Below are 26,846 nucleotides of genomic sequence, written 5' to 3'. Positions count from 1 at the left end.
GTCATTACCTCCTCGTGTCCTTGCACGAATACTTGCGTTCAGCCGGAGCCGGCTTCTTCGACCGTGGCGACGCCGACGTCGGCCGCGCCGGAACGGCGGGCCTGGTCGACCACTTCAATCAGTTTCCGGGCGGGCACGTTGCTGTCGGTCACCACCAGCACCGACTGCGAGGCCGCGCCCTGCAGCATGTCGCGAAGCTTGCTCTGGATGACCCATACGCGGATGGGCTGTCCGTCGAGGAATGTGTCGCCGGCGTTGTCGATATAGAGCCGGATCGCCTTGGTGGAGGCCTGCTCGGACGAACTGGCACTGGGCCGGTCGAGATCGAGCTTCATGTCCTTGACGAAGGTCGTCGACACCATGAAGAAGATGAGCAGGATGAACACCATGTCGATCAGCGGCGAAATGTCGACGTTCTGTTCGGTGTTCGCGCGTTCGCGATATCTCATACCGGGCTGCCTTGCTGCGCACGTGCGCAGAGAATGTCCTTGACCTGGGCGAGTTCCAGCCGGATGACCGCCGCCCGCCGCTCGAGCAGACCGCCGACGATCAGACCGGGAATGGCCACGGCCAGGCCCATCTGAGTCGTGAAGAGCGCTTGGGAGATGCCGCCGGCAATCCCGCCCGACTGGGCGAACAGCGACATGTCGCCAAGCGAATCGAAGGTTTCGATCATGCCGACCACCGTGCCGAGCAGGCCCATCAGGGGCGCTACCGCGACGATCGTCATGATCAGCTTGTGGAAACGGCTCACTTCGCGCTCGATCGGCCAGAAGGCATCGTCGAGCAGGCGCCGAAGGTCTCCGTGTGCCGAACGGCCAATCGAGATGCCCTGCTCGATCGCTTTCTCGATCACCCCGCGCGGCTCGCGCCCGAAGCCGTCCGGATGCTTCTGGATGATTCGGCGCACCGACCGGACATTGCCGCGCTTGAGTGCGGCGAAGCGATAGCCGATGGCGAACCACAGAACGACCGTGGCCAGGACCAGCGGCGGCATGACGTAGCCGCCCAGCTCGAAGTAGGTCGCGAAATCGTTGAGGAGATCCCCGAGCATCAGGCCTGACCCGGCTCCATTTCAGCGCGCGCTTCGGTGTACTGGTTGGTCACCCGCAGCGCGGCCTTCTCCATGTCGTCCTTGATGCGCTCGGCCCAGCTCGACAGCAGGTTGCCGAACAGCAGCGTGGGAATGGCCACGATCAGGCCCAGTTCGGTGGTGACCAGCGCGATCGAGATGCCGCCCGAGAGCAGCTTGGGATCGCCCGTGCCGAACTCGGTGATGACGTCGAAGGTCGAGATCATGCCCGTGACCGTGCCGAGCAGGCCCAGCAACGGCGAGACGGCGGCGATCACCATGATGAAAGCGCCGAAGCGGTTGAGGTGCCCGCTTTCGTGCAGGATCGACTCGGAGACGATGTCCTCGAGGTGTTCGCGGTCGCGGTCGAGATTGCGGATGGCCGAGGCCACCACGCGGGCGGTCGCGCCCTGGCGCTTCCTGAGGACCGAAAGCGCCGCCTCCTTGTCGCCCCGGCGCACGTGGCCGGAGATGTCGTCGAGAATCCTGCCGGTCGAAGCGCCGGCCCGTCCCAGGAAGACCGCGCGCAGGATGACCAGTGCGGCGGCCAGCAAACCCAGGAAGAAGATGATCCAGCCGATCACGCCGCCGTCCGAGATCGTCTCGAACACGCCCTTGGCGCCCTTCTTTTCCACTTCGGCGCTGAGCGTTTCGTAGATGAAGATCGGAAGCGGGGAAACCATCTGGCCGGCGGCCATCGAACGGGCTGCCTCGGCCGAGGCTTCGTTCCAGAGTTTCAGTTCACCCTCGCCGGCCGGCGCCAGCACACCGGCGCCGCGTTCGCTCACCCCGTAGCTGGCAATGCGGCCGACCTGAATGATGTCGCCGCTCACCCGCGTACCGTCGGCGAGGAAGAATTCGCCGCTGTCCCGCCGCACGCCGCCGCGCCGATCCAGCTCGGCGAGAGCGGTGGCGAACATCGCCGTGATGTCTTCGGGCTGCGGCACTTCGTCACCCTCGAGGGCGGGGGCTTCCCAGCCGTCGATGGTGGCTTCGGCCTGCAGGAAGGTACTGGCCAGCAGGTTGACGTTGTCGCGCGCGGCTTCGACCGATCGCTCCGACTCGAACACCTGTTCATCGAGGCGATCGCCGCGGCTGGTGGCCTCGACCACCCGGCGCTCGAGCGAGCGGATCTGCGACTGCAGTTCCCGGCGGTCGGACTGGCTGGTTTGCTCGAACTCCGCGATACGACGCGCCAGGTCGCGCTTCTGACCCTGAAGGAACGCGAATTCCTTCTGGTAGGCCTGCTCGAGCGAAGGCGCTTGCGCCGCGACCGGTTCCGGCCCGGATTCGGCCTGCTCAGCCTGGGCGGTGTTGGCCGGCGCCGACTCCGCGGTTGCGGCCTCTTCCTGCCCGGATTCGGCCTCCTGGGCCATCGCCGGCAGGGCCAGGCAGGCGGCCAGGAGCAGGATCAGGATGTGGGAATTGCGGATGCTCATTATTCGGACTCCAGCCGGATGGCGCCGTTGGGCAGTTCGAAGTAGCCGGTGCGGATCTGCTTTCTGAGGGATTCGAACAGGGCGTCGACGCGCTGGATGGCAGCGCGCTCGTCCAGGCGCGTGAAGCGCCAGTCGCCGCCTCGCTGCTCGGCCTGGCCGTAGTGGCCGTCACGGGTCTTGAAGTACATCGCCACCGTGCCGAGGCGCGCGACGTCGGCCAACACTTCCTCGCCGTTGAGGTCGATGACCTGGCTGTAGAGGCCGTTCTCCCGGGTCAGGCGCAGTTCGTCTTCGAAGAAACCCCACAGGCGATTGACCGCGCGCGGCGGCGAGAGCGAGCCGGCTTGCAGCTGCGTCTCGATCTCTTCGACAGCCGCCAGTCTCTCCTGGGGCTTGAAGGGCAAGGAACCCTGGATATGCTGCCTGAGCGACGCGATCGCATCCTGCGCCACCGGCACGAGCGATTCGCCGGCGATGCCGGCCTGCTCCGCGCGCTCGCGGTTGCGGGCGAGGTCCTCTTCGAGCTGATCGACGCGCAATTGCTCGCGGCGCAGCGTGGCCTCGAGTTCGCCCTTCTGTGCCGCCAGCGAGCTCATCTCGTTGCGATGCTGCTCCTGCATCCGGTTGAGTTCGGCGTTGAGCGACTCGACTTCGCCGCGAATGCGCACCAGCTCTTCGGCCAGTGCTTCGAGGTTCCTTCCCTCGTACCCGGACTGGGCCGAGAGAAGCAGGGGAAACAGCAGCAGCCCGACCATAAGAAAAGGCTGATAAACTCGCCTGTGCATGAATGCTCCACCCGTGGTGTGTGTGGCGTTGATCGTTGCTGGCTAGGTTAGTGACGCTTCGTTGCACGTCGGTGACGCGAATGTGACGGCCGTGTTTCAAGGGCCGTCATGAAACATCAACACGCGCGATCCCGCCCACGCCGTTCCGGGCAATGCAAATCGCAATCGCTGCAGGGAGTTCCAAGCGGCCATGGAGACACACTTCTGGCACGAACGCTGGCATCGCCGCGAAATCGGCTTTCATCGATCCGAAATCCACTGGGCACTGAAACGTCACTGGGATGAAATATCCGGCGGCCGGGCCGGGCGGGTGATGGTGCCGCTGTGCGGCAAGAGCCTCGACCTGCGCTGGCTGGCCGAGCGCGGACACGGCGTGGTCGGCGTTGAACTCAGCGGTCGCGCCGTCGAAGAGTTCTACCGGGAATGGAAGAAGGCACCGACATGCACGCGCTCGGGCCGGCTGCAACACTGGCGGGCCGGCAACGTCGAGATATTCGAGGGCGACTTCTTCGACTACCTGAACGACGAGCCCTTTCAGATGTTCTACGATCGAGCGGCCCTCGTCGCCTTGCCGCAGGAAATGCGCGGCAGGTACATCGATCACCTCGGCAGCCTTCTCGCGGACAATGCCAGCGGATTGCTGGTGACCTTCGAATACGACCAGGCCTCGATGGACGGCCCGCCTTTTTCTGTGCCCGCCGACGAACTCGGCGACTATCCCGGCTTCCGCTTCGAGCTGATCGAGCGCCGGGATGCGCTCGCCGATCATCCCGGCTTCGCCCAGCGAGGGCTGACGGACCTGCAGGAGTGCGCCTGGCGCGTCATCCCGGTGTAGAAACGGAGCTCGTCGCGGTTCCGGCGCCTTCGGTCGGATTCGAGGCGGCCCGGTGCCCGACCCTGCGTATACTGGTCGCCGGGTCCTCTCCAGCATCGCAACCCTGCCGTGTCGAGCCTGTTCGCCCCGTTTCTTCTTGCGCTGATTTCCGCGGTTTCCGGCTCCGAGCCCACCGCGAACGCCGGCGATTGCGTCAAGGCCCGTCAGCAGCAGTCGGAATCGGCGGCCTCCGTTTGCCGGAGCGCACTGACTCTGGCCCGCGAGCGCAACGATCATTCCGCGGCACTCACTGCCCTCTTTCAGCTCGCCATTCTGGCGCGTGAAGCGGGCCGCTACGCCGAGGCCGAACGACTGCATGCCGAAATCCAGCGGACACCGGAGTTCTCCGGTCAGTGGCTGAACCAGTATCGGCTTGCCCGTGAACAGGGCATCCTCGCCCACGTGCGCAGGAACAGTTCCAGCGCCCTGACCTTCTTTCGCGGCGCGCTGGCACTGGCCTCGCAACACGATGATCCCGCCCTGATCGCGCGCAGCCACAATGATCTCGGCAACGCCTACCGGCACATCGGGGCTCACCAGGAAGCGCTCGACGCCTATACCACCAGCCTGGAAATGAAGCGAAACCTGGGAGAGGAGCAGCTCGGCAGCACGCTCAACAACATTGCCGACCTGCTGACCGATCTCGGCGATCTCGGACGAGCCGAGGATTTCTACGAACAGGCGCTCACGCACCACCGGCGCGCGGATGCGCATCATCACGTGGCGCACAGCACCGAAAGCCTGGCCCGCCTGCTGGCCGAGCAGGAACGGGGTGAGGAAGCCATGGCACTGGCTCGGGAAGCGTATGCGACATTTCAGAAGATGGATCGCCCGCCGGACGAAGTCCGCACCGCCGTGCAGCTGGCGGGGATTGCCGATGGGCTGGAAAGGCAGAAGGAAGTGACTCGCTGGCTCGAGACCGCGCGCGCCACGGCCACGCTTTCGGGCATCGATCTCCCGCCGCGCTGGTTCTCCATCCAGGCCAGAAGGCTGGCCGCATCGGGGCAAGCGGATACGGCACTGGCCCTGCTCGAGGGCGCTCTCGAAGAGGCATCGGCCTGGCCGGGCGACCGCCGCCTGCAGATTCTCGAACAGGTCGCCGATTTACACGAAGAGACCGGCGATCTCGAAGCGGCGCTGGCCTGGCATCGCCGATACAACACGGAAAGCCTGGCCCGGGCGCAGCGGGAACGAGACCGCGAACTCAACCGCAGCCGGGTGCTTTTCGAGGTCTCCGAGAAGCAACGCGAGATCGAACGGCTTGCGGCCGACAACCGCATGCAGGATCTCGAACTGGCCAACCAGAGAAACCGATCGGCCCTGATCGCCATAGGCGGCGCGACCGGTATGGGATCGATCCTGCTGGTGGCGGTCGGACTGCACCGGCGCCGCAATCGTCGCGAGGCGGAACGCCGCGAGCGTCTCCAGCAAGTGATCGAGGGTCACAAGGCCTCTGCCCGGTCCTTGCGGACATCGCGCGAACAGCTGCAACAGCTACTGGACCTTGGCACGGACGCCTTGCTGAGCCTGGACGCCAACGATCGCATCGTCTTCGCCAACCAGGCGGCCTGCCGCCTGCTGGAGCTGGACTCCCTGCCAGAAGACAGCACGCTCGATCAGCTGTTCGGCGAAGGCACCTGGCAACGTCTCCAGGCGGAGCGCCGCGACGTGGCCGTCACCACGGGCCGCGGCACGGAACTGCGACTGGATCTGGAGCCGCTCAATCTCGAGGAGGAACTCCAGGTCGTCAACATCCGCACGCCCGATCAGCATCCGCACGCGGCCGAAGAGCTGATCCCCCTGATCAACCGCCACTTCTCCCGGATCCAGTCCTTCGGCAGCGTGCTGCAAGCCGCGCTCGAGCAAGGCGGCATTCAGGGCGACCTCTACCAGCGCTGGGCCTCGATCGACGGCGACCTGCAATTGCTCTCGGAGCAGCTGCAGCCCGTGCAGCAGGACATTCGCGGGGAATTCAGGCAGGACCTGGTCGAGTTGATGGCCGGCAGCCTGGAGACCTGGGAGCGTGCGACCGGCAAGACGCGTGTCGACCTCGCCGAAAGCAGCGGCATCTGGCGCGTGACGATCGACGAGGGTCGGCTGCGGACGCGGGCGATGGACCGTTACCTGAGCCTGGCGCAATTACCGAAGCAGCCGCGCTGGCGGGAAGTGCTGCGAACCGCTTATTTCGTGCTCGGGGAGTGTGCGGGCGAAGATGACGGGCGCATCGAGGCCGGTATAGAAAAGGTCAAGCGAAACGCACGGAGACTGGGGCTGGCCTGATGGCGCAGCCCCGCCCCGTCCCCGTCAACGTACCGGATCGACCGGTTTGCCCGGCCTGAGCGGCTCGAGCACGACCGGTTCGCAACGAACGCACATGGCGCGCAGTCCCATTCGCGCGCGATAGCGATCGTGGTGCCCTTCTTCGTCGTTGAAGGCCTCCGGCCCCTCTGCGATGTGAATGACCGTACCGTGGTCGGGGTGCGTGGCGTCCACGAAGCGAACGGCGTAACCGTCGCAGTGATGGATTGCCATTGCGTTGACCGCACCCCAATCGTCGTCGAACTGGCCGCATGTCTTCATGCCGGTATCCCCGGACTGCGGCGAACTGCAGGTATCGTCGCTGCCTTTCGACGCTTCGCGCACCTCCTGCGCCAGCATTTCGCCATCCCATTCGAACTCATCGACCACCACGAGACGCGCATTTTCCGTGCACCAGTCCGGGTGATCGAGAGGGTTGTGAGCCAATGCGCCGGTTGCGATACCGACCGAAAGCACGGTGGCGGCTGTCATCAGTCGACATTTCGCTCGATGCATACCAGGATCTCCGTTGATGAGTCACTCCAATCCTAGGCCAGGCGCGGTCGGGTAGCAGCAGAAATTGCGGGACGTTCTGGGAACAATAAATATTAAAGCTTATTAATCAATAAGCTACATTTGCCCAAACAGCGCGGGAACGGTCGGGAACAACTTACTTGCCCGCTTTGATCACCACTATTTGCTGGTCCGATGGTCAACCTCGGTGCAGTGTGGACTCCGGCCGCCGAAGCGGCGGTCTCGGCAAGCGCCGAAAGCGAAATTCAAACTAGTGGAGTTCAACAATGAAAAAACATCGCATTCTTGTCGCCCTTCTCCTGATCGTGGCCAGCAGCATGGCGGCGGCCGTGCCGCCAAGCGGCACTGGTGGCGGCTACTACGGCAGCGCCTGGTTCGACAGCGGACAGGGCTTTGTCGTGGGCCCGTACTCAAGCTGGGCAGCTTGCAACCAGGCCTACCAGGACGCTCTGGCCTACGATGTCAACATTCGCGGCTGGACGGTCGTGTCGACGTCTCCGTGCAGCTACAGGCCGCCTTACGGTATGGCCACCCCGAACCACAAGCTGAGCTATGCCGTCGACGACAGCGACCCGGGCGCGAGTCTTGACCACGTGCAGCGCATTGTCGAGAAGGTGCGGCAGCTGCGCGAAACCCACATGATCGACGAGTACGAGGCTGAACTCCTGCGCATCGAATAAGCTGATGGGCTGCGCGGACCGGCCGACACGGTCGGTCCGTGATCCCAACGGACATCGGTCCCACGCTAAACTTCCCCGCACGCTTTCGACTTGTGCTATCTTGCAGCGGCGTTCGTGCTTTGCGCTTCCCTGCAAAGGTTACAGCGGATGCCCTCTCGCGGATTGATGGAATCGAAAGGATTCCGGCCAAGGCCTCTCCCCGATTTGTACCTCCCCCGAAACTTCCGGGGATATTGCATGCCTTGGCCCGACTCAAGGACCAAAAAAATGAAATTCGATTCCCTCGGCCTGAAGGCCGAACTGCTGCGTGCCGTCAGCGAGCAGGGCTATACCGCCCCCACGCCCATCCAGGAACGCGCCATCCCCTTCGTGATGGCCGGCCGCGATGTCATGGCCAGCGCCCAGACGGGCACCGGCAAGACCGCCGCATTCACGCTGCCGCTGCTGCATCGCCTGAGCGAGCGCAGCGGTCACCAGCGACAGCCGCGTGCGCTGATCCTGACGCCCACCCGCGAGCTGGCCGCACAGGTCAACGAGAATCTCCGCGCCTACAGCCGGCACATCAAGCTGCGATCGCTGGAGATCTTCGGCGGCGTCAACATCAACCCGCAGATCACCAAGCTCCAGCGCGGCATCGACGTACTCGTCGCCACGCCGGGCCGCCTCATCGACCATATGCAGCGCGGCACCGTGGATCTCTCCAGGATCGAGTTCCTGGTGCTCGACGAAGCCGACCGCATGCTCGACATGGGCTTTCGCCCGGCCATCGAGCGCATCGTCAAGTCGCTGCCTAATCAACGGCAGACCCTGTTGTTCTCGGCCACCTTCTCGAAGGAAATCAGCCAGCTCGCCCAAAGCTATCTGAACAATCCGGAGCGTGTCGAGACTTCACCGCCGAATTCCACCGTGGAAGCCATCGCACAGCAGGCGTTCCGCGTCGACCAGAAGAAGAAGCGGGAAGTGCTGTCCTGGCTGATCGGCTCGAACAACTGGCAGCAGGTGCTGGTCTTCACCCGTACCAAGCACGGCGCCAACCGCCTGGCCCGTCAGCTCGAGACCGATGGACTGCCGGCGGCGGCCATCCACGGCAACAAGAGCCAGGGTGCCCGCACCAAAGCATTGAGCGAGTTCAAGAAGAACAAGATCAGAGTGCTCGTTGCGACCGACATCGCCGCACGCGGGCTGGATATCGACCAGCTGCCGCACGTGGTCAATTACGACATTCCCAACGTGCCCGAAGACTACGTTCACCGCATCGGCCGCACCGGACGGGCCGGTCGCGACGGCCTCGCCGTCTCGCTGGTGGCCGGTTCCGAGCACGGATTGTTCGAGGATATCCGCAAGCTGGTCAAAGTCGAGATTCCCACCTACGGCGTCGAAGGTTACGAACCGACCGAGCCGCTTTCAAGGGACGCCGGCAAGACACCGACCCGCCAGGGCCGCGGCAAGGGCGGCGGAGGCCGTGGCAACGGCGGCAATCGCGGTGGCGGTCGGGGCAACAGCGCCCCACGGGGTCAGAAATCTGCTCGCGGCAACAACGGCCGCGGACGGGGACGGAATGGCGGCCAGCGATCTCAGCAATCCCGGGCGGCGTAAATCAAGCGCTTCCGTGGCGGGGCATTCCCCGCCGCGGGCGCCCAGCCGTTCGACCGCTCCTGAAGCACTTTGATTAGTTTGATCTGAAACAAGAATTCCTCGCATTTCTGCGTTAGGATGCGGCGCTTCCATCGCCGAGGATCCGTTGCAGACTCATGGACAAATTCCGACGAGAGCGCGTGCTGAGCGTGCATCACTGGAACGAGGGGCTGTTCAGCTTTCGCACCACCCGCGACCCCGGGCTTCGCTTCGACAGCGGGCAATTCATCATGGTCGGCCTGGAGATCGACGGCAAGCCCCTGATGCGCGCCTACTCCTTCGCCAGCGCCTCCTGGGAGGAAGAACTCGAGTTCTTCTCGATCAAGGTACCCGACGGCCCCCTGACTTCGCGCCTGCAGCACTTGCAGGTCGGCGACGAGATCCTGCTGTCGAAAAAGCCCACGGGGACGCTGCTCATAAGCGACCTCCATCCCGGCAAGCGTCTCTACCTGATGGGCACCGGAACCGGGCTTGCACCCTTCCTGTCGATCATCAAGGATCCCGAGACCTACGAACGCTTCGATACCGTCATCGTCGCTCACGGGGTTCGGCAAATCGACGACCTGGCCTACCGCGAAGCAATCAGCGAAGATCTGCCCCGCCACGAGCTGCTCGGCGACACCATCAACGGGCACCTGCTCTACTACCCGGCCGTGACACGCGAACCATTCGTTCACAACGGCCGGCTGACCCATCTTCTCGACTCCGGCCAGCTCGCCCGCGACCTGGACCTGCCCCCGCTGGACCCCAAGTACGACCGCGTCATGCTCTGCGGCAGCATGGCGATGATCAAGGACTTCCGGAAATTGCTCGACCGGCGCGGGTTCGAAGCCAGCGCGTCCATCGGCCAGGCCGGCGACTACGTCTTCGAGCGGGCTTTCGTCGGCTAGTCTTCGCCCCCGGGATCATGGCAGGCAGGCAGTCCGAGCGTGGTGGCCACCACCTCCAGCTCCTGAACCTGAGTGCCGTCGATCCCCTGCATGTCAGCAGTTCCGGTACGGCAGTTCTCGAAGGTCAGCGTCGCCGTGCCCCAGGTCTCGAGTTCGGTGGATGGGGCCGGCGATTCGAAGGACGCAGCTTCCGTCGTATTGGTCAACAGCGTGTACTCGACAGGCTGGCCCAACTGGATATCGCCGATCACTTCCTTCGTGACCAGCCACAGCGGTTCACCGTCGGCCGTATAGCCATAGAAATAGCCGAACATTCCGGCGGTCGTGCGCACCAGATTCCAGCCTTGCCCGCTCGTTTGGGGATCGTGCCAAGCGGCGTTGAGATTCACCATTGCGTCGGCGCCATCGGTTCGGTGAAGCAATCGGCAGTCCTCCTGGCTTGCGCCATCGACCAGCGCTATTGGCTTCAGGTCGAACTCCTGAACCTGGTCACCGGAGTGACTGGTAAGCAAGGCCTCGCCTTCCTGGCACGACTGGAATTCGAAGGTGACCCTGCCCCATTCCGTCGCTTCATTCGGCGCCCCGAAGACACCGCTTGTTCCGGCAAATGCCTTGAGCGTGAATGGCTCGCCGAACTCGATCGCCTGTTCATGCAGGTCCAGCACCAACCACAAATCTTCGCCTGCATCGCTGTAACCGTAGTAATAGCCAAAGAGACCGGAAGGCGCCATCTGCAGGTTGAACCCCTGTCCCGAGCTGGCCGGATCGTGCCAGGCGCCCGTGAGGCCCGCGAGGTCGTGAGATTCACCGGCGAGGGTGGAGTTCATTTCTCCGCGCCCCTGGGTGAGGTAGTCGAATGTAGCCGTCGGGGGTGCTTGGCCGAATTCGTCGGCAAGCGCTTGATCGAAATGTTCCAGGACTGTCGCCGTCCCTTCCTCGACCCCGAATCGTTCCATGACCCCGCTCCAGAAGGCCATTTCCGCGTCCGTGGCCCATCGCCCGGCCGACACGACCACGGCCGCGATTCGGAATCTGCTGGAAGCATTGGCAGGCGACGGCACTCTGGGTCCATGGATGGCCTGAACGTCGGCCATCGTTACCGAGGAAACCGATTCAGGCGTTACGACGTCGCCAACCTCTTGGTCTCGAGGGTCAACGCCATGTAGCACAGTCGTCTCGGGCACATCTTCGGCCGGCAAAAGTCCCCACAGGTACAACTCCATGGGCGCCATCGACAGCGACTCGGATTCCACGTCGAAAGGTGACCAGGTTATCTTGTACTGATTGCCTCCCTGTTGCTCGAAGTCGAGCCCTCCCAGAGTTCCCGGGATATCCACGCCACCCCAGTGGGGCGTGCCGTCGTCCAGTCCCAGGTCGGGGTCGAGGAAGACACCGAAGTTGTGGGTCAGTTCGTGAATGAGGGGCTGCCCCGTCGAGGTGTTGAGGTAGGCGACACCCTGCAGCCTGCCGGCACTGCCGAAGGAATGGGCATCGTCGAAGTTGGGCTTTCCGATGCCCTCGATTTTGTTCTTGGCGTCAACGTAGAACCTGAAAGGCCCCGTGTTGGTGGTCGTGAAAACCGCAAGAAAATCGAAGTCATCCGGGAAATGCTCGTAAACCGTCTGGCCGACTCTCTCCAGATTGGGTGGTTCGGTCTCGTCGGTGGACGCGCGCACGTCGAAGATTTCCTCATCCGCTCGGATGTTTATCAGGTTCGTGCTCATGCGCACGTCCTCGGAAACCTCGAAAATGCGGCGCTGGGTGCGCTTGTCGTTCACCATGAACCAGCTGTCCGTTCTGAAGAACTCATGTTCTTCGCCTTCTTCATCGGTAACGATGATGTCGGCTCGAGCGCGAGATTGAACATGATTGGAAGTGATGCCGTCCCGAACATAGATACCGTCTCCAGCATGATGCAGCTCGAATCGCTCCCCGAGATCCATGTCCTGACCATCCACTTGTATCAGGCCGTCGTGATAGCGCTGGCGGGCCTCTACCTTGGAGACCGAACCTGTCACACGCGCCTTGAGGCTCATTTCATCCTGCCCATCGTTGAAGATAATCATCGGTTCGAAGCGAAGATAAGCGACTGCCGGTTCGTTGTCCTCGGTCTCGGCCGCATTCGCCCGACCTCCGAGCGCTGACCCAATGCCGCTCACCACAAACAGAGTCAGAAGCAATGCCGAAAATGCGCTTGAGGCAAACGGAGGCTTTCGCTGATCGTTGCGATCGTCGGTGGGTCCGCACCCGGGAGCCTTGCCGGGTCGGACAATAGATGTCGAAATCACTCCTGCGGTATTCATCTGGTTGCTCCTGATCATAGCTGCGAGTCATCAAGGCCCCGAGCCTTCCCCCGGGAAGACGGGAGCGGACGAAGGGCACGTCTCCGGTTTGAAGGGGAAGCGTGAGGGCGGTGCGATGCCCGCCAGATGAATCAGTCTGTCGCGGCAAACGTGCTCGGCGCTTGTGTCATACAGGCGCCGATCGCGTGCACTGAACGACGGCGTTCGCCCCAGGCGGGCGGCCGATCGAGGAGCGTGGATACCCCCGACTGCTCGGTGGAACGACCTATAAAACACATCATGAATATATTGTAAATTATTGAATATAAATGATTGCCTGGCTCTAAAGGCAATTTCTGGTTGATCACGATACCCCCTAGGGGTATAATTTTCGAATGACTCAACACCCGTCACACCGCGATCAGCTCCGGCGCCTTAACCGGGCGCGCGGGCAGATCGACGGCGTCGTGAAGATGATCAACGAGGGGCGCTATTGCGTGGACATACTCACCCAGCTCAGAGCGGCCCGCTCCGCCCTGCGAGCCGTGGAGGACGGCGTTCTCCGAACCCACGTTCAGCACTGCATTCAGGACGAGCTTGCGAAGGGCAACACGGAGCGCCCCAACGAGCGCATCGACGAACTGATCGATGTGCTGACGCGCTACGGGCGCTGAGGCGCCCTGCCCCTTTGAACCTCCGACCGACTCGTCGAATCCACTTTCGAGGATTGCCATGAGCGACAACGAGCACCGTCACGACGCCGAGCAGGCACACCACTGCTGCCATTCCCACCACGACCACGGCAAGGGAAACGAGCCGTCCGGCGACAAGGCCTACTACTGTCCGATGTGCCCGGGCGTGGAATCGGACGAGCCCGGCACCTGCCCCAAATGCGGTATGGCGCTGGAAAAGGCGCAATCGGGCCCGTCGACGAAGACGGAATACACCTGCCCCATGCATCCGGAGATCGTTCGCGACGAGCCCGGCGACTGCCCGATCTGCGGGATGGCGCTGGAACCCCGGACCGTGACGGTCGAGGAGGAAGACAACCCCGAACTGATCGACATGAGCCGGCGATTCTGGGTCAGCGTGCCGCTGTCGGCCATCGTGCTTTTCCTGGCGATGGGCAAGATGCTCATTCCCGGCATGAGCGACTGGATTCCCCACCGGCTCGGTATCTGGCTGGAGTTGGTCGTGGCCACGCCGGTTGTTCTCTGGGCCGGCTGGCCTTTTTTCGTGCGCGGCTGGCTGTCGGTGCGCACGATGAACCTGAACATGTTCACCCTGATCGCCCTGGGCGTGTCCGTCTCCTATGTCTACAGCGTGGTCGCCACGCTCGCGCCGGGGATCTTCCCCCCCGCCATGGTGGACGAGCACGGCACCGTGGGCGTGTATTTCGAGGCGGCCGCCGTGATCGTCACGCTGGTGCTGCTCGGCCAGGTGCTGGAACTCAAGGCGCGCTCGCGCACCAGCCAGGCCATCCGCGCCCTGCTCGGCCTGGCCCCGAGCACCGCGCGGCGCATCGACGCCGACGGCAACGAGGAGGACGTGCCGCTGGAGGATGTCGAAATCGGCGATCGCCTGCGCGTGCGCCCCGGGGAAAAGCTGCCCGTCGACGGCGAAGTCGTCGAGGGCCGCTCCAACGTCGATGAGTCGATGATCACCGGCGAGCCCGTGAAGGTCGAAAAGTCGCCGGGTGACCGGGTGATCGGCGCGACGGTCAACGACTCGGGCAGCCTGGTGATCGAGGCCACGCAGGTCGGCAACGACACCGTGCTTTCGCAGATCGTCAAGATGGTCGCCGAAGCACAGCGTTCGAGGGCGCCGATCCAGAACCTGGCCGACCGGGTCGCGAAGTACTTCGTGCCCGCAGTGGTGATTTCAGCGCTTCTCGCCTTCCTCGCCTGGCTGACCCTGGGGCCCGAGCCCCGGCTGGCCCATGCCGTGATCAATGCCGTCGCCGTGCTGATCATCGCCTGCCCCTGTGCGCTGGGGCTGGCCACGCCCATGTCCATCATGGTGGCCACCGGCCGCGGCGCGGGCATGGGCGTCCTGTTCCGCGACGCCGAAGCCATCGAGGTCTTTCGCGAAGTCGATACACTGATCGTCGACAAGACCGGCACGCTTACCGAGGGCCGACCCCGGTTGGTGGCGATCGAGCCCGCCGAAGACACCGACGAGAACGACCTGCTCGGCGCGATCGCCTCGCTGGAGCGCGCCAGCGAGCACCCGCTGGCCGAGGCGATCGTCGAAGGCGCGAAGGATCGCGACATCGAACTGAGCGAGGTCTCTGATTTCGATTCGATCACCGGCCAGGGCGTGCACGGCAAGGTCGGCGAGCGGCGCGTCGCATTGGGGAACCGCAAGCTCATGGAGACGCTCGAGGTCGACGTCGGCGCGCTGCTCGACGCCGCCGAGGCGATGCGCGCAAAGGGCCGCACGGCCATGTTCGCCGCCTTCGACGGTCGGGCCGCGGGCCTGATCGGCGTCGCCGATCCGATCAAGGACAGCACGCCCGAAGCCATCCGCGCCCTGCACGAGGAAGGGCTCGAGATCGTCATGATGACCGGCGACAGCGAGACTACCGCCGCCGCCGTGGCCCGCGAACTGGGCATCGACCAGGTCTTCGCCGACGTCGCACCCAGGGACAAGGCCGACAAGGTCAAGGAGCTGCAGCAGCGGGGTCGCACCGTGGCCATGGCCGGCGACGGCATCAACGACGCCCCGGCCCTGGCCCAGGCGCAGGTCGGTATCGCCATGGGCACCGGAACCGACGTCGCCATGGAGTCGGCCGGCGTCACGCTGGTCAAGGGCAACCTCGACGGCATCGTGCGCGCCCGCCGCCTCTCGCGGGCGACCCTGGCCAACATCAGGCAGAATTTGTTCTTCGCCTTCGTCTACAACAGCCTGGGCGTGCCCGTGGCCGCCGGTGTGCTCTACCCCTTCTTCGGAATCCTGTTGAGCCCGATGATCGCCGCTGCGGCCATGAGCTTCAGTTCGGTGTCTGTCATCGGGAATGCACTGAGACTCAATCGCTTGAGCTTGTAGGCAGCTACCTGCCGGCCGGCCGGAGTTGGCGGTAGAATTCCGCAATGGAAACCGCATCGGATATCGGCATGCTCTCCGCCGTCATGGCCGGCATCTGCCTGAGCGCTGCGGCCGGCTTGCGGGTGTTCATTCCGATTCTGGCACTGGGCCTGGCGGGAAGATTCGGCCTGTTGCCGCTGGGCGAGCAGTTCGCCTGGATGATGTCCGAGCCCTTCCTGGTGGTCGTCGGTATCGCCGCCGTGATGGAGGCGACCGCGTACTACATTCCGATCGTGGACAACCTGCTCGACCTCGTGGCCACGCCGGCCGCTCTGGCCGGCGGGACGGTGATCGTCTCGTCGCTACTGCCCGAGATGAATCCGTTGGCCCAGTGGGGTGCGGCCGCGCTGCTCGGAGGCGGTACGGCGGGCATCGTCCAGGGATCGACGGTCCTGGCACGCGGCCTGTCGACCGCTTCGACCGGCGGACTGGCCAACCCCCTGTTCTCGACGGGAGAGACGGGCGGCAGCGTGCTTGCCGTGGCCCTGGCTTTGCTCGTTCCTGTCTTCTTCGGCATCCTGGTGATTGCCGGGCTCGTGATGTTGCTGGTGTGGATCACCACGCGTTCGGGGCGTCTCCGCAGATCCGAACGAGCAGGACAGGACTGACGTAGACGCAAAAAAAATCCCGGCACAGTGGCCGGGATTTCTCGAGTCGGACATGGAGAGTCGGCAATCAACCGCCGCCGGTGGCGTCGTCGACTTCGTCCTCGACTTCTTCGGCGGCTTCTTCCATTTCGTCGCCGGCTTCCTCGACGGCTTCGTCGACTTCCTCGCCGGCTTCCTCGGCCGGACCCTGCTGTTCACAGCCGGCCAGCATGCCGACGGACAGGGCCAGCATCAGCGCAAAGAGTACGTTGAACAGTTTGTTGTTGATCAGCTTTCTCATGAGTTCACTCGCTCCTTCATCTTGTTGAGTTTGGCGGCGATCGCTTCGCGGCTTTCGCCGTACTTCTCCTGAATGCGGGCAACCAGCTCGTCGTAGTTGCCCTCCGCTTGGCTGACCTCGTCGTCGGTCAGCTTCCCCCACTCCTGCTTGATGCTTGCAGTCAGACGGTTGAGTTTTCCCTTGGCCTGGTGTTTCTCCATAAATAAAAATTTAACAATCAGTCACTTGCGAAACGATCACTGTAATGGCTTGCGGCCGCCCAGTCCATAACACAGGTTAAGGACACGCAACCCAGCTGCGCCTAGCATGAGCGCTCCCCTTCACGAAGAAAAAGGACGTTCAACATGCTTTCTTGGGCTTTGATATTCCTGATCGTCGCGATCATCGCCGGCGCCCTGGGCCTCAGCGGCATCGCGGGGGCGGCGACCAACATCGCCTGGATCCTCTTCGTCATCGGTTTGATCGTGGCCCTGATCTTCTTCATCAGTGGCCGAAGGCCGAGAGTGTGACGGCATGACTTGCCGAGCGGGCCGGCGGCTTGCCGGTCCCGCTTCCAGGCCCCGTTTCATTCCAGATAGGCAGGATCAAAGCCGGAGAGTGCCACCAGGCCGTCCAGGTCATCAATGGTGACCCGGTTCTGCCCCACCCTGACGAGCCCCTCCTCCTTGAGTTGGCTGAGCGTTCGACTGACGTGAACGGTACTGATGCCCAACGCGTCGGCGATCACGTTCTGATTTAGAGGCAATTCGAACTCGGGGTCTGCAGCATGGAGGCGCACCTTCATCTCCAGCAGGAAGTGCGCCAGTCGCTGTGCGGCCGGTCGTCGCCCGATGTTGATGATGCGCTCGGTCAACAGCGCGTTCTCGCGCACCAGCTTGAGAAAGAAGATGCGCGCCAGCCTGGGAGAGCGCTCGAAGATCTCGTCGAGGTACTTGGCCGGAAACGGACAGGCTCTGACCTCGGTCAACGCAGTCAGCTCGGTCTGGGTATGCGAGAAACCGATGTCCCGCAGGCCCATGACCTGGCCGGCGAGGAAGATGTCGAGCACTTGCCGCTGGCCGTCGGAAAGCAGGCGGGTCGCGCAGGCCCAGCCGCTGTGCAGGCTGAAGAAGCTGCCTGCCTCCATTCCCGCCTCGCTGAGCACGCTCCCTGCGGGGAAGTCACGGACGTCCTTCTCGAGCGCCGTCAGTAATTCAACTTCCTGGTCGGACAGGTCGGCATGACGCCTGAATTGCGCCACGATACAGCTTTCCCTGGACAAGGCTCCGTCCCCGCATTGACATGCAGGAATCCTAGGCGATTCCCCTAGATTGCACAAACGCTTCGCACGATCGAGCGCACTCGTTGCTCCAAACGGCGACTCGGGGTTTCCGGGTCTGTGGCATACTTCAGCAACAGTCAACGACCCCTATCGCTTGCATGGCAGAAAGCAATAGTCAGCGTTCCGATTGCCGGATATGCGCGAACGGAACCGACCCGGCTTCGATATCTCCATGGCATTCCAGCCGATCGTCAATGCCCAAGCCCGCGACATCTTCGCGCACGAGGCCCTGGTTCGCGGCCGTTCGGGCGAACCCGCCGGACAGGTTTTCGAGAAGGTCAACAACCGAAACCGATACGGCTTTGATCAGGCTTGTCGCATCAAGGCCATCGAATGGGCCTCTCGGCTGGGAATGCAATCGCCGTTGAGCATCAACTTCATGCCCAATGCCGTCTACGAGCCGGAGCGCTGCATCCAGACGACGCTCGAGGCCGCCGAGACGCACGGCTTCCCTACCGACCGGATCATCTTCGAGATCACCGAGGGCGAGCGCGTCGAGGATCCCGAGCACCTCGACCAGATCATCCGCTACTACCAGGCGCAGGGCTTCCTGACCGCGATCGACGATTTCGGTGCGGGCTATGCCGGCCTCAGCCTGCTGGCCGATTTCAGGACCGACCTGGTCAAGCTCGACATGGGGCTGGTGCGCGACATCGACCGGAAGTCCAGCCGGCAGGCGGTGGTTCGCGCCACCCTTTCAGCCTGCGAGAGCCTCGGCATCCGGGCCATTGCCGAAGGCGTGGAGACACCGGAAGAATACGAGGCGCTGAAATCGATGGGCGTGTCGCTGTTCCAGGGCTACCTTTTCGCCCGTCCGGCCTTCGAAGCCCTGCCCGAAGTCGACTGGTCGGCCCTGGACTGATTTCGCTCCGCTCGTTCGGCGCCGATCTCGACTTGCGCCACCAGCTCGTCGAGTTGCCTTTTCCGGGGGGCGGAAATATCCCGGAGAACTTCGCGGGCGGCGGCATATCGCGCCTCGACAACGGCGTCGATCAGGTCCGTCCCGCGTGGCGTCAGCGAGACCACCCTGGCCCGACCGTCTTTCTCGTGTCGCCTTCGCTCGACCAGGCCCCGCCCTTCTAATCGATCCAGACAGCTGCTCAAGGCGCCGGAAGTCAGGACAAGCTCATCGAGCAGATCGCCCGGCTTGAGCGCATAGGGTGAGCCGCTGCGCCGCAGCGCCGAAAGCACGTCGTGATCGGTCAGCCCCAGATCGAAGGGCGCCAGCTCCGCGCGCCCCACGCGCTCCAACTGCCGCGCGACCATCAGGAACCGACCGATCGTGGCGGCGTCGGTCGCATCAAGATCGGGCCTTTCCCGCTTCCAGTCCGCGGCGATTTTCTCGATTCGATTCATGTCCTGGTCCGGTTTCGACCGCAGTCGTTTGTGGCTCGCGCTCATTCTATCCGGGATATCTATCTTGATGTAAAGATATTAATGCCCTAATATCAGCGTTCGCTTACAATGAAACCCAATCAAGATGCGCCCTCGAATCCACGCAAAAGCGCTCCTCCTTATTGCGCTGATGACGATCACCCTCGCCCAGCCGTCGAAACTGCTCGCAGTGACCGAGGCGTCCGACTCGCCGGAGCCGAGCCCATCGGCCATTGCCGAACGGCTGGGGGAGTACTTCGATGCCCTGACAGGGATCGATCGCTTCAACGGTGTGGTGCTGTGGGCCCAGGGCAACCAGGTGCTGCTGCATCGGGCATACACCATGCGCGATCTGCCGGATGCCGGCGCCATCGAGCTGGGTTCATCGTTTCACATCGCCTCGATACGCAAGCTTTTCTCCGAATGGCTGATTCGCGATGCCGCCGAGCGCGGCGAACTGCAACTCGACGACCCCGTCTCGAGGTACTTTCCTTACTTTCCGCGCGGCGAGGAAATCACCATTCGGCACCTCCTCGATCACCAGTCAGGCCTGTCCCGCGGCGAGAGCTTCCAGTTCGAGCCACGTCACTATCCGATCGAGGACTACCTGGAACTGATCGCTTCCCATCCCCTGGAATTCGAGCCGGGCACCCGGACGCGCTACTCGAACTTCGGGTACATGATGATCGACCTGATCCTGCAGGAAGCGACCGCACTGCACCCGGCCGATCTGATCGAGCGAAGGATCTTCCAGCGAGTGGGCATGCCGCAAAGCTTCGAGTTCCACCGGCGCCCCGAAAAGTTGCCAATCGCAATCGGCCTTTACGAACAGGAAGATCAGCTGCACCCGGTCCGTGATCTGGATGTTGCGCAATTCGAAACCGGCAACATCTACAGTACGTCCACGGACCTCCTGGCCTTTCTCAGGCACCCCGCCGTCACGGAGAACCTCGCGCGCAACGAGAGCATCGCGCATGCCGGGGGCAAGAAGGGATACCGCAGCTGGGTCCATCACGACATCGCCAGGGACAGAACCCTGATTGTGCTGAGCAACCTCGCCACGACTCCGATCCAGCGTGTTATCGACGAGACCGGCGCCATCCTGAAAGGCGAAGAAGTGCCCCTGCCCCGACGGATCAAGCGGCAGCGAGTCGAAGTACCGCGCGAAACACTGGAGCGCTACGTCGGACGATATCGCGTCATCGCCAACGGTCAAATACTCGATGTTCGGCTGGAAGAAGAAGGCCTGGTGATCTACGAGGTCACCGAGGAAGGACCGGTGGACCCGCAACCCATCCACCCGGAAGCGCATAACGTGTTCTACATCAAGGCCGACAGCAGCGACAGCATAAGCTTCGTCGAGCCGAGTGAAAGTGCGGCCCCGCAAATGCGTCTGTCGATCATGGGCGGCTTCGAACTGGACACCGAGCGCCTCAGCGACGCCCCTTGAACATCACGCCCATGAGGCCGCGGAATATTTCGCGGCCCAGTCGCGTCCCGATGGTGCGCACGGTGGATTTGAGGAATGCTTCACCCGCACTCTGGCGATTGCTCCTCCTGGCCGGCCTTGAAGCAGCCGGCTCGCGCTCGGCTTGCAGCGCGGCCTGCTGTGCCTGTTCCTTCAGGATCTCGTAGGCCGATTCGCGATCCACGGCCCGGTCGTATTTTTCGCTGACCGGGCTGCGCGAACGAACGGCCGCCCGCTCTTCAGGGCTCAGGACGCCCATGCGGCAACGCGGCGGCGCAATCAGGGCTCGCTCGACCGGCTGCGGAACGCCCTTTTCACCCAGGGTCGAGACCAGCGCCTCGCCCACGCCCAGGGTCTTGATGACTTCCTGGACGTCGAGTTCCGGATTTGGCACGAAGGTCTCGGCTGCGGCCCGAACGGCCTTCTGGTCGCGCGGGGTGTATGCTCGCAAAGCATGCTGCACGCGATTGCCCAGTTGACCCAGAATTTCTTCGGGGACGTCATCGGGATTCTGGGAGCAGAAATAGACTCCGACCCCCTTGGAACGAATCAAGCGCACGACCTGCTCGACGCGCTGGCGCAACGCAGGCGGACAGTCATCGAATAGCAGGTGGGCCTCGTCGAAGAAGAACGCGAGGCGCGGCTTGTCCCGGTCGCCGATTTCCGGCAACTGCTCGAACAACTCCGACAACAGCCAGAGAAGGAACGTCGAATACAGGCCGGGTTTGAGAATCAGTTTCTCGGCCGACAGGATGTTGACGATGCCCCGCCCGGAGAGGTCGGTGCGCATCAGGTCGTTGAGCTCCAGCGCGGGCTCACCGAAGAAATGTTCTCCTCCCTCGTCTTCGAGCGCGAGCAGCCTTCGCTGGATGGCGCCGAGACTGGCGGAACTGACCAGCCCGAACTCCTGGCTGACTGTCCGGCGATTCTCCGCGACGTGATTGAGCAGCGCGCGCAGGTCTTTCAGGTCCAGCAGTAGCAAGCCACTCTCGTCGGCAACGCGGAAGACCACGTTCAGCACGCCTTCCTGAATGTCGTTGAGCTCGAGCATTCGCGCCAGAAGCGTCGGACCGATCTCCGAGACCGTCGTCCTTACAGGATGTCCTTGCCGCCCCCACAGATCCCAAAAGACGACTGGGCTGGGTTCCTGTCGATAGTCTTCGATGCCGATGGTCGCGATTCTCTCGTCGATCTTTGCGTGCGGCGTACCGGCGGCAGCCAGGCCGGCGACATCGCCCTTGGCGTCGGCCATGAACACCGGCACTCCCATGCGCGAAAAGCCTTCCGCCATGACCAGAAGCGTGACGGTCTTGCCCGTCCCCGTCGCGCCGGCCACCATGCCGTGACGGTTGGCGTAGCGACCTTCGAGCTGAACCACCCGATCGCCCTTTCCGAGGAGGATTTGCTCAGTCACTGGGAGGACTCCGATCAACAGGCCTTGATATTAGCCGATTGCCAGCCTGTGCACGGTACCAAGCACGACGCGATAGAATTTACGCTCATCGACTCTCGACGGAAACGCACATGCTTCGATTGATCGGCAACCTGATCTGGTTCGTCCTCGGCGGCTTCTTCATGGGGCTCGCCTGGTGGTTCTACGGGCTGCTTTGCTTCATCAGCATCATCGGCATCCCCTGGGGACGAGCCTGCTTCGTCATCGGCAAGTTCATGTTCTGGCCCTTCGGCCGCGAGGCCGTCAATCGGCGAATGATGACCGGCCGGGACGACCTGGGTACCGGCTGCCTGGGCATGATCGGCAACGTCATCTGGTTCGTGGTCGCCGGTCTCTGGCTGGCCATTGGCCACCTGTTCTGGGCACTGGCGCTGTTCATCACCATCCTCGGCATCCCCTTCGGTATCCAGCACGTCAAGCTGGCCGGGATCGCTCTTTTCCCGATCGGCAAGTCCGTGGTTCTGTCGGAAGTGGCCGACGCCACGCGAGCGGCAAGAAGGGACTGACAACGGCTTGGATATCCTGCTCGATCTCGACGGCACCCTCACGGACCCGCGCGAAGGCATTACCCGCTGTATCCAGTACGCCCTGGAGCGACTCGAACGGCCCGTGCCCGAACAGCACCGGCTTTTGCACTGCATCGGTCCACCCCTGCATGAAAGTTTCTCGGAGATGCTCGACGGAAACGACGAGCTTGCGAGCCGGGCCGTGGCGTTGTATCGGGAACGCTTCGGCGAAGTCGGTCTCTACGAGAACGCGCCCTACCCCGGCATCGCCGAAGCGCTCGAGACGCTTCGTTCAGGGCGCGCGCGATTGTTCGTGGCGACCTCGAAGCCCACGATCTATGCGCGACGCATCGTCGTCCACTTCGGCCTGGACAAGTATCTGGAAGACGTCTTCGGCAGCGAACTCGACGGGACCCGGACCGACAAGTCCGAACTCCTCGCGTACGTTGCGGAGCAGCTCGGACTGGCGACCGAAACCACGCGGATGATCGGGGACCGCAAGCACGACATGATCGGCGCCCGGAACAACAACATCCAGCCCCACGGGGTGACGTGGGGCTATGGGTCGCGCGCGGAACTGATCGAAGCCGGAGCGGCCGACCTCCTGAACGCGCCGATGGAACTGCCGACCGTCCTCGCGCACGATTCCTGATCCGGCCCGAGATCGGGCCGGTAGGAATTCAGAAGCTGTACTTGCCCGTGAACTGCAGTCTGTCGAGCCGGCCGCTTTCGCCCGATTCGATCTCGCGCTCGGCGGTCAGGTACTCGACGCCGAAGCTCAGCGTGTCCACCGGGCTGTAGAACAGGTTCACCTGGCCGCTCCAGTTGCCGCTGCTCACCCCCGTTCCCGTGTACTGGACCGGATTGTCGACGTCCAGGTAACCGAAAACGGCGGTCGAGCGCAGGCGTTCGCTCCACCAGTGCCGGTAGGCCACGAACCCGCCGGTCGTGCCGATCGGCTCGAGACTGCCGGTGTCGGTGAGTACCGCTGCGTTGACGAAGTTCAATCCGACATGACGTCCCAGACCGTCGCCGTGATGCACCATCCAGCGGATGTCGTCGCGGCCGATCGGGAATTTGCCCGAAACGCTGACGCCCCAGCTCATCTCGTCGTCGTCGATGCCCAGCGCGTCGTCCTCGTAGGCAAGCTGGCGCAGCATGCCGCCGAGCTGGACGTGGCCCCAGTCGCCCTTCCAGGTATAACGGGCGGCCAGTTCCGGCATCAGGTGATCGTCGGTTACGATCCTGCCTGTACCGCCGAAGGGCGTGATGGTCGTTTCCGGGTTCTCCAGCGCAACGGCGAAGTTTCCGCTCGTGTAACGGATCTGGGTCTGGCGGCCGAAGGTCGTGCTGCCGGCGGGGCCGATGAAGTCGACGCTCTCGGGCAGCGTACCCACATCCATGAAGGTGTTCCAGGTCTGGCCGACGAGCCAGTTGTTCCAGGTGATGAAGGCGTGGCGCATGCGCGGTGAATAGGAGTTGCTGACGCGCTCGTTGCCGCCGGCGGTCGCGAGAAAATCGAACTCGACGAAGGCACCCAGCCTGTTGTTCTCGTCGACCTGGTGGCGTACGCCGAAATTGACCCGGCTCTGGCGCGCATGGAAGTCCGTGACCGCGCCCTCGCCTTCGCCTCCGACCGGGATCGTGCTCGGCACGAAGAAGTCCCGCCCGATGCTGCCGGCAGCGACTTCGCCGTCGGAGAAGTCGGAGACGATGGCGTCGGCCTTGACATAGCCGCCCCAGTAGAACTCGGGTCCGGCAGCCTTTTCCTCGGCGGCGGCCAGGACCGGTTCGGCGCGATCACGCATCTCCTCGACCATGGCGCGGGTCGCGCGCGACTCTTCCGCCACCCGCCGGACTTCCTCACCGGCGGGCGCCGCGGCGCGACGCTCGTCGAGAAGCTGCTGGACCATGGCTTCGAGATCGGCCACGCGCTGCTCGAGCTCGGCAACACGGTCGGCGTCGTCGGCCAGTACCGGGCCGGCGCAGGCCAGTGAAATGGAGAGCGCCAGCAGTCCGCGGCGCCAGCTCGGGGATCCGTTCCGATCCCTGATCTCGACGATTTGCCGTCCCGTCATTGGAAAATCCCTCTTTCCGTTGGTGAGTTCGATGGACGGCCCTCATGGTTCCGGCATCGCACCTGCGCGGCAATTAGCCTTTAGTCGTGTTAGACCAAAGTCGTACGTCGTATGCGCGACCCCTCCTTTACAAGCTTTCGGGCTTTGGCGACACTGAACGACGGCGTCACGAGGCCTTCCCGGGCCCCCAACCAAGCAGTCGCGAAGAGGAAGCGAAATCATGGCAGAACATCATCCGCAAGCGCAGGTCCACCCTGTCCCCGACAAGATCGCGAAATCCGCCCGCGTCGACCGTGAGCGCTTCGAGGAGCTGACCCGGGAGGCGCTGGAGAACGAGGATGCGTTCTGGAACCGGATCGGGCAGCGGGTCGAATGGATCAAGCCCTACTCGCGCATCAAGGACGTCAACTTCGATCTCGACGACCTGCACATCCGCTGGTTCGACGATGGCACGCTCAACGTCTGCGCCAACTGCGTCGACCGGCACCTGGACGCTCGCGGCGACCAGGTCGCCATTCTCTGGGAAGGCGACGACCCCGAGCGCGACGAGAAGATCACCTACCGACAGCTGCACGATCGGGTCTGCCGCTTCGCCAACGTGCTCAAGCGCCTCGGCGTCGGCAAGGGCGATCGGGTCACGCTCTACATGCCGATGATTCCCGAAGCCGCCGTGGCCATGCTGGCCTGCGCGCGCATCGGTGCGATCCACTCGGTGGTCTTCGGCGGCTTCTCGCCCGACGCGCTGGCCGGGCGCATCATCGACTGCGACTCAAAGTGCGTAATCACCGCCGACGAGGGCATGCGCGGCGGAAAGGCCACGCCGTTGAAGAAGAACGTCGATCGCGCGCTGTCGAACGAGGATGCGGCCGATCGCGTCGACTCGGTGCTGGTGGTTCGCAATACCGGAAACGACATCGACTGGGATGCCGACCGCGACCACTGGCTTCACGAAGCGCTCGAGCACGTGGACGCCGACTGCGAGCCCGAGGAAATGAACGCCGAGGATCCGCTGTTCATCCTCTACACCTCCGGATCCACGGGCAAGCCCAAGGGCGTGCTGCACACCTCCGGCGGCTACCTCGCCTGGGCGAGCTGGACCCATGAGATCGTTTTCGACTACCAGGAGGGCGAGATCTACTGGTGCACGGCGGACGTAGGCTGGGTGACCGGCCACAGCTACATCGTCTACGGGCCGCTGGCCAACGGCGCCACCACGCTGATGTTCGAGGGCGTACCCAACTACCCCGACAACAGCCGCTTCTGGCAGGTCGTCGACAAGCACCAGGTCAACATTTTCTACACCGCCCCGACGGCAATTCGCGCCCTGATGCGCGGCGGCGATGAACCGGTGCGGAAAACCAGCCGCGAGTCCCTTCGCATCCTCGGCACGGTCGGCGAGCCGATCAACCCCGAAGCCTGGGAGTGGTACTACAACGTGGTCGGCGACGGCCGCTGCCCGATCGCCGACACCTGGTGGCAGACCGAGACCGGCGGCATCCTGATTTCTCCCCTGCCCGGCGCCACCGATCTCAAGCCCGGCTCGGCGACGAAACCCCTGCCCGGCATCAAGGCCGCCCTGCTCGACGCCGACGGCAAGGAGCTCGAAGGCGCGACCTCGGGCAATCTGGTGCTCACCGACAGCTGGCCCGGCCAGATGCGCACCGTCTACGGCGACCACAAGCGATTCGGCGAGACCTATTTCGCCGCCTACAAGGGCCGTTACTTCACTGGGGACGGCGCCCGGCGCGACGAGGACGGCTACTACTGGATCACCGGCCGGGTCGACGACGTCATCAACGTCTCGGGTCACCGCCTGGGTACGGCCGAAGTCGAATCCGCCCTGGTGGCGCACTCCGCGGTAGCCGAGGCTGCCGTGGTCGGTTTCCCCCACGACATCAAGGGTCAGGGCGTCTACGCCTACGTGACGCTGATGGCAGGCCGGGAAGGCGACGAGAAGCTGGCCGAGGAACTGATCCAGTGGGTGCGCGAGGAGATCGGCCCGATCGCCACGATTGATCACCTGCAATGGGCGCCGGGCCTTCCCAAGACGCGTTCGGGCAAGATCATGCGCCGCATCCTGCGCAAGATCGCCGCCAACGAACACGACCAGCTCGGCGACACTTCCACGCTGGCCGATCCCGAAGTCGTCGAAAACCTGATCGAGAACCGCCGACAGGTCTGA

26 protein-coding genes are annotated in these 26,846 nt (G+C 63.6%); 14 read left to right on the top strand and 12 right to left on the bottom strand.

Translation table 11 applies throughout. The annotated features are described in order from the left end of the window. Positions 1–38: 38 nt before the first annotated feature. The 4 genes from DZC52_RS04105 to DZC52_RS04090 are packed head-to-tail and all read right to left on the bottom strand — an operon-like array spanning position 39 to position 3,296. On the bottom strand, positions 39–449 hold the full coding sequence (locus DZC52_RS04105) for an ExbD/TolR family protein (protein WP_116649856.1): 411 nt from the start codon (positions 447–449) through the stop codon (positions 39–41). Beyond that, positions 446–1,054, bottom strand: a complete 609-nt coding sequence (locus DZC52_RS04100) for a MotA/TolQ/ExbB proton channel family protein (protein ID WP_116649855.1) — start codon at positions 1,052–1,054, stop codon at positions 446–448. Before DZC52_RS04100 ends, DZC52_RS04105 begins: the two co-directional genes overlap by 4 nt. Further along, complete coding sequence (locus DZC52_RS04095; RefSeq protein ID WP_116649854.1) at positions 1,054–2,511, bottom strand: MotA/TolQ/ExbB proton channel family protein; 1,458 nt, start codon at positions 2,509–2,511, stop codon at positions 1,054–1,056. The genes DZC52_RS04100 and DZC52_RS04095 overlap by 1 nt, the downstream gene beginning before the upstream one ends. After that, a complete protein-coding gene (locus DZC52_RS04090) occupies positions 2,511–3,296 on the bottom strand; it encodes a DUF3450 family protein (protein ID WP_116649853.1) in 786 nt (261 codons plus the stop codon). Before DZC52_RS04090 ends, DZC52_RS04095 begins: the two co-directional genes overlap by 1 nt. 190 nt (positions 3,297–3,486) lie before the next feature. On the opposite strand from DZC52_RS04090, the gene DZC52_RS04085 reads away from it, so the two are divergent. Next, positions 3,487–4,131, top strand: coding sequence for a thiopurine S-methyltransferase (locus DZC52_RS04085; protein WP_116649852.1), 645 nt, complete (start codon positions 3,487–3,489; stop codon positions 4,129–4,131). A gap of 108 nt (positions 4,132–4,239) precedes the next feature. Continuing rightward, positions 4,240–6,450 carry a tetratricopeptide repeat protein gene (locus DZC52_RS04080; RefSeq protein WP_116649851.1) on the top strand — a complete coding sequence of 737 codons (2,211 nt, stop codon included), beginning with the start codon at positions 4,240–4,242 and terminating at the stop codon, positions 6,448–6,450. 24 nt (positions 6,451–6,474) lie between these two features. On the opposite strand, the gene DZC52_RS04075 is transcribed toward DZC52_RS04080, so the two are convergent. Beyond that, the gene (locus DZC52_RS04075) at positions 6,475–6,960 is read right to left on the bottom strand and encodes a hypothetical protein (protein ID WP_116649850.1); all 486 of its coding nucleotides are present in this window, start codon (positions 6,958–6,960) and stop codon (positions 6,475–6,477) included. A 308-nt stretch (positions 6,961–7,268) separates the two neighbouring features. Between DZC52_RS04075 and DZC52_RS04070 the strand changes: the two genes are divergently transcribed. The 3 genes from DZC52_RS04070 (at position 7,269) to DZC52_RS04060 (ending at position 10,207) form a co-directional block, all read left to right on the top strand. After that, positions 7,269–7,682 (top strand): hypothetical protein, encoded by a 414-nt coding sequence (locus tag DZC52_RS04070; RefSeq protein ID WP_116649849.1) that lies wholly within the window; start codon positions 7,269–7,271, stop codon positions 7,680–7,682. A gap of 267 nt (positions 7,683–7,949) precedes the next feature. Next, entirely contained in the window at positions 7,950–9,278 is a 1,329-nt protein-coding gene (locus tag DZC52_RS04065; protein WP_116649848.1) for a DEAD/DEAH box helicase, read from the top strand. Between the two features lie 155 nt (positions 9,279–9,433). Further along, positions 9,434–10,207, top strand: a complete 774-nt coding sequence (locus tag DZC52_RS04060) for a ferredoxin--NADP reductase (protein WP_116649847.1) — start codon at positions 9,434–9,436, stop codon at positions 10,205–10,207. Here the strand turns inward: DZC52_RS04060 and DZC52_RS04055 are convergent. Then, entirely contained in the window at positions 10,204–12,510 is a 2,307-nt protein-coding gene (locus DZC52_RS04055; protein ID WP_147307601.1) for a hypothetical protein, read from the bottom strand. The genes DZC52_RS04060 and DZC52_RS04055 overlap by 4 nt on opposite strands. A 374-nt stretch (positions 12,511–12,884) precedes the next feature. Between DZC52_RS04055 and DZC52_RS04045 the strand changes: the two genes are divergently transcribed. Genes DZC52_RS04045 through DZC52_RS04035 form a run of 3 tightly spaced genes read left to right on the top strand, consistent with a single transcriptional unit; the run spans position 12,885 to position 16,184 of the window. After that, entirely contained in the window at positions 12,885–13,163 is a 279-nt protein-coding gene (locus DZC52_RS04045; protein ID WP_116649844.1) for a metal-sensitive transcriptional regulator, read from the top strand. Positions 13,164–13,221: 58 nt separating this feature from the next. Further along, positions 13,222–15,537: a copper-transporting P-type ATPase gene (locus DZC52_RS04040; protein WP_245960755.1), complete on the top strand. Its 2,316-nt coding sequence runs from the start codon at positions 13,222–13,224 to the stop codon at positions 15,535–15,537. A gap of 44 nt (positions 15,538–15,581) precedes the next feature. Continuing rightward, positions 15,582–16,184, top strand: a complete 603-nt coding sequence (locus DZC52_RS04035; RefSeq protein WP_116649843.1) for a DUF4126 domain-containing protein — start codon at positions 15,582–15,584, stop codon at positions 16,182–16,184. A 67-nt stretch (positions 16,185–16,251) separates the two neighbouring features. On the opposite strand, the gene DZC52_RS04030 is transcribed toward DZC52_RS04035, so the two are convergent. Together DZC52_RS04030 and DZC52_RS04025 are read right to left on the bottom strand one after the other, a co-directional pair. Next, on the bottom strand, positions 16,252–16,464 hold the full coding sequence (locus tag DZC52_RS04030) for a hypothetical protein (RefSeq protein WP_116649842.1): 213 nt from the start codon (positions 16,462–16,464) through the stop codon (positions 16,252–16,254). Then, positions 16,461–16,664 (bottom strand): CsbD family protein, encoded by a 204-nt coding sequence (locus DZC52_RS04025; RefSeq protein ID WP_116649841.1) that lies wholly within the window; start codon positions 16,662–16,664, stop codon positions 16,461–16,463. The genes DZC52_RS04030 and DZC52_RS04025 overlap by 4 nt, the downstream gene beginning before the upstream one ends. Before the next feature lie 144 nt (positions 16,665–16,808). Here DZC52_RS04025 and DZC52_RS04020 point away from each other — a divergent pair, with 144 nt between their 5' ends. Continuing rightward, the gene (locus DZC52_RS04020; protein WP_116649840.1) at positions 16,809–16,973 is read left to right on the top strand and encodes a DUF1328 domain-containing protein; all 165 of its coding nucleotides are present in this window, start codon (positions 16,809–16,811) and stop codon (positions 16,971–16,973) included. Between the two features lie 56 nt (positions 16,974–17,029). Here the strand turns inward: DZC52_RS04020 and DZC52_RS04015 are convergent, their stop codons facing one another. After that, entirely contained in the window at positions 17,030–17,704 is a 675-nt protein-coding gene (locus DZC52_RS04015) for a Crp/Fnr family transcriptional regulator (RefSeq protein WP_245960754.1), read from the bottom strand. A 217-nt stretch (positions 17,705–17,921) separates the two neighbouring features. Here DZC52_RS04015 and DZC52_RS04010 point away from each other — a divergent pair, with 217 nt between their 5' ends. Further along, positions 17,922–18,647, top strand: a complete 726-nt coding sequence (locus tag DZC52_RS04010; protein ID WP_116649838.1) for an EAL domain-containing protein — start codon at positions 17,922–17,924, stop codon at positions 18,645–18,647. Here the strand turns inward: DZC52_RS04010 and DZC52_RS04005 are convergent. Continuing rightward, positions 18,584–19,141 carry a MarR family winged helix-turn-helix transcriptional regulator gene (locus DZC52_RS04005; RefSeq protein WP_181918763.1) on the bottom strand — a complete coding sequence of 186 codons (558 nt, stop codon included), beginning with the start codon at positions 19,139–19,141 and terminating at the stop codon, positions 18,584–18,586. The genes DZC52_RS04010 and DZC52_RS04005 overlap by 64 nt on opposite strands. 169 nt (positions 19,142–19,310) lie before the next feature. Here DZC52_RS04005 and DZC52_RS04000 point away from each other — a divergent pair, with 169 nt between their 5' ends. Beyond that, positions 19,311–20,609 carry a serine hydrolase domain-containing protein gene (locus tag DZC52_RS04000; protein WP_181918762.1) on the top strand — a complete coding sequence of 433 codons (1,299 nt, stop codon included), beginning with the start codon at positions 19,311–19,313 and terminating at the stop codon, positions 20,607–20,609. Here DZC52_RS04000 and DZC52_RS03995 read toward each other — a convergent pair. After that, entirely contained in the window at positions 20,593–22,041 is a 1,449-nt protein-coding gene (locus DZC52_RS03995; protein ID WP_116649835.1) for a helicase HerA-like domain-containing protein, read from the bottom strand. The two genes, DZC52_RS04000 and DZC52_RS03995, sit on opposite strands and share 17 nt — an antisense overlap. 110 nt (positions 22,042–22,151) lie before the next feature. On the opposite strand from DZC52_RS03995, the gene DZC52_RS03990 reads away from it, so the two are divergent. Further along, entirely contained in the window at positions 22,152–22,586 is a 435-nt protein-coding gene (locus tag DZC52_RS03990) for a YccF domain-containing protein (protein WP_116649834.1), read from the top strand. Between the two features lie 7 nt (positions 22,587–22,593). Further along, positions 22,594–23,238, top strand: a complete 645-nt coding sequence (locus DZC52_RS03985; RefSeq protein WP_116649833.1) for an HAD family hydrolase — start codon at positions 22,594–22,596, stop codon at positions 23,236–23,238. Between the two features lie 28 nt (positions 23,239–23,266). On the opposite strand, the gene DZC52_RS03980 is transcribed toward DZC52_RS03985, so the two are convergent. Further along, a complete protein-coding gene (locus DZC52_RS03980; RefSeq protein WP_220338262.1) occupies positions 23,267–24,664 on the bottom strand; it encodes a DcaP family trimeric outer membrane transporter in 1,398 nt (465 codons plus the stop codon). A 220-nt stretch (positions 24,665–24,884) separates the two neighbouring features. On the opposite strand from DZC52_RS03980, the gene acs reads away from it, so the two are divergent. After that, positions 24,885–26,846: an acetate--CoA ligase gene (gene acs, locus DZC52_RS03975; RefSeq protein ID WP_116649832.1), complete on the top strand. Its 1,962-nt coding sequence runs from the start codon at positions 24,885–24,887 to the stop codon at positions 26,844–26,846.

The sequence above is a fragment of the Wenzhouxiangella sediminis genome (genome assembly GCF_003410055.1).
Lineage (GTDB): Bacteria > Pseudomonadota > Gammaproteobacteria > Xanthomonadales > Wenzhouxiangellaceae > Wenzhouxiangella > Wenzhouxiangella sediminis.
The sequence above is the reverse complement of the archived record's forward strand: the minus strand, read 5'-3'. Positions and strand labels throughout refer to the sequence as shown.

What these genes read in the sequence shown, in the direction of transcription:
- DZC52_RS04065 (WP_116649848.1), top strand. Translation starts at nt 7,950, where the DNA reads ATGAAATTCGATTCCCTCGGCCTGAAGGCCGAACTGCTGCGTGCCGTC.
- DZC52_RS04085 (WP_116649852.1), top strand. Translation starts at nt 3,487, where the DNA reads ATGGAGACACACTTCTGGCACGAACGCTGGCATCGCCGCGAAATCGGC.
- DZC52_RS04070 (WP_116649849.1), top strand. Translation starts at nt 7,269, where the DNA reads ATGAAAAAACATCGCATTCTTGTCGCCCTTCTCCTGATCGTGGCCAGC.
- DZC52_RS04100 (WP_116649855.1), bottom strand. Translation starts at nt 1,054, where the DNA reads ATGCTCGGGGATCTCCTCAACGATTTCGCGACCTACTTCGAGCTGGGC.
- DZC52_RS03990 (WP_116649834.1), top strand. Translation starts at nt 22,152, where the DNA reads ATGCTTCGATTGATCGGCAACCTGATCTGGTTCGTCCTCGGCGGCTTC.
- DZC52_RS04090 (WP_116649853.1), bottom strand. Translation starts at nt 3,296, where the DNA reads ATGCACAGGCGAGTTTATCAGCCTTTTCTTATGGTCGGGCTGCTGCTG.
- DZC52_RS04000 (WP_181918762.1), top strand. Translation starts at nt 19,311, where the DNA reads ATGACGATCACCCTCGCCCAGCCGTCGAAACTGCTCGCAGTGACCGAG.
- DZC52_RS04055 (WP_147307601.1), bottom strand. Translation starts at nt 12,510, where the DNA reads ATGAATACCGCAGGAGTGATTTCGACATCTATTGTCCGACCCGGCAAG.
- DZC52_RS04045 (WP_116649844.1), top strand. Translation starts at nt 12,885, where the DNA reads ATGACTCAACACCCGTCACACCGCGATCAGCTCCGGCGCCTTAACCGG.
- DZC52_RS04075 (WP_116649850.1), bottom strand. Translation starts at nt 6,960, where the DNA reads ATGACAGCCGCCACCGTGCTTTCGGTCGGTATCGCAACCGGCGCATTG.
- DZC52_RS04105 (WP_116649856.1), bottom strand. Translation starts at nt 449, where the DNA reads ATGAGATATCGCGAACGCGCGAACACCGAACAGAACGTCGACATTTCG.
- DZC52_RS04035 (WP_116649843.1), top strand. Translation starts at nt 15,582, where the DNA reads ATGGAAACCGCATCGGATATCGGCATGCTCTCCGCCGTCATGGCCGGC.
- DZC52_RS04060 (WP_116649847.1), top strand. Translation starts at nt 9,434, where the DNA reads ATGGACAAATTCCGACGAGAGCGCGTGCTGAGCGTGCATCACTGGAAC.
- DZC52_RS04095 (WP_116649854.1), bottom strand. Translation starts at nt 2,511, where the DNA reads ATGAGCATCCGCAATTCCCACATCCTGATCCTGCTCCTGGCCGCCTGC.
- DZC52_RS04005 (WP_181918763.1), bottom strand. Translation starts at nt 19,141, where the DNA reads ATGAATCGAATCGAGAAAATCGCCGCGGACTGGAAGCGGGAAAGGCCC.
- DZC52_RS04010 (WP_116649838.1), top strand. Translation starts at nt 17,922, where the DNA reads ATGCGCGAACGGAACCGACCCGGCTTCGATATCTCCATGGCATTCCAG.
- DZC52_RS03980 (WP_220338262.1), bottom strand. Translation starts at nt 24,664, where the DNA reads ATGACGGGACGGCAAATCGTCGAGATCAGGGATCGGAACGGATCCCCG.
- DZC52_RS04040 (WP_245960755.1), top strand. Translation starts at nt 13,222, where the DNA reads ATGAGCGACAACGAGCACCGTCACGACGCCGAGCAGGCACACCACTGC.
- acs (WP_116649832.1), top strand. Translation starts at nt 24,885, where the DNA reads ATGGCAGAACATCATCCGCAAGCGCAGGTCCACCCTGTCCCCGACAAG.
- DZC52_RS04020 (WP_116649840.1), top strand. Translation starts at nt 16,809, where the DNA reads ATGCTTTCTTGGGCTTTGATATTCCTGATCGTCGCGATCATCGCCGGC.
- DZC52_RS04030 (WP_116649842.1), bottom strand. Translation starts at nt 16,464, where the DNA reads ATGAGAAAGCTGATCAACAACAAACTGTTCAACGTACTCTTTGCGCTG.
- DZC52_RS04025 (WP_116649841.1), bottom strand. Translation starts at nt 16,664, where the DNA reads ATGGAGAAACACCAGGCCAAGGGAAAACTCAACCGTCTGACTGCAAGC.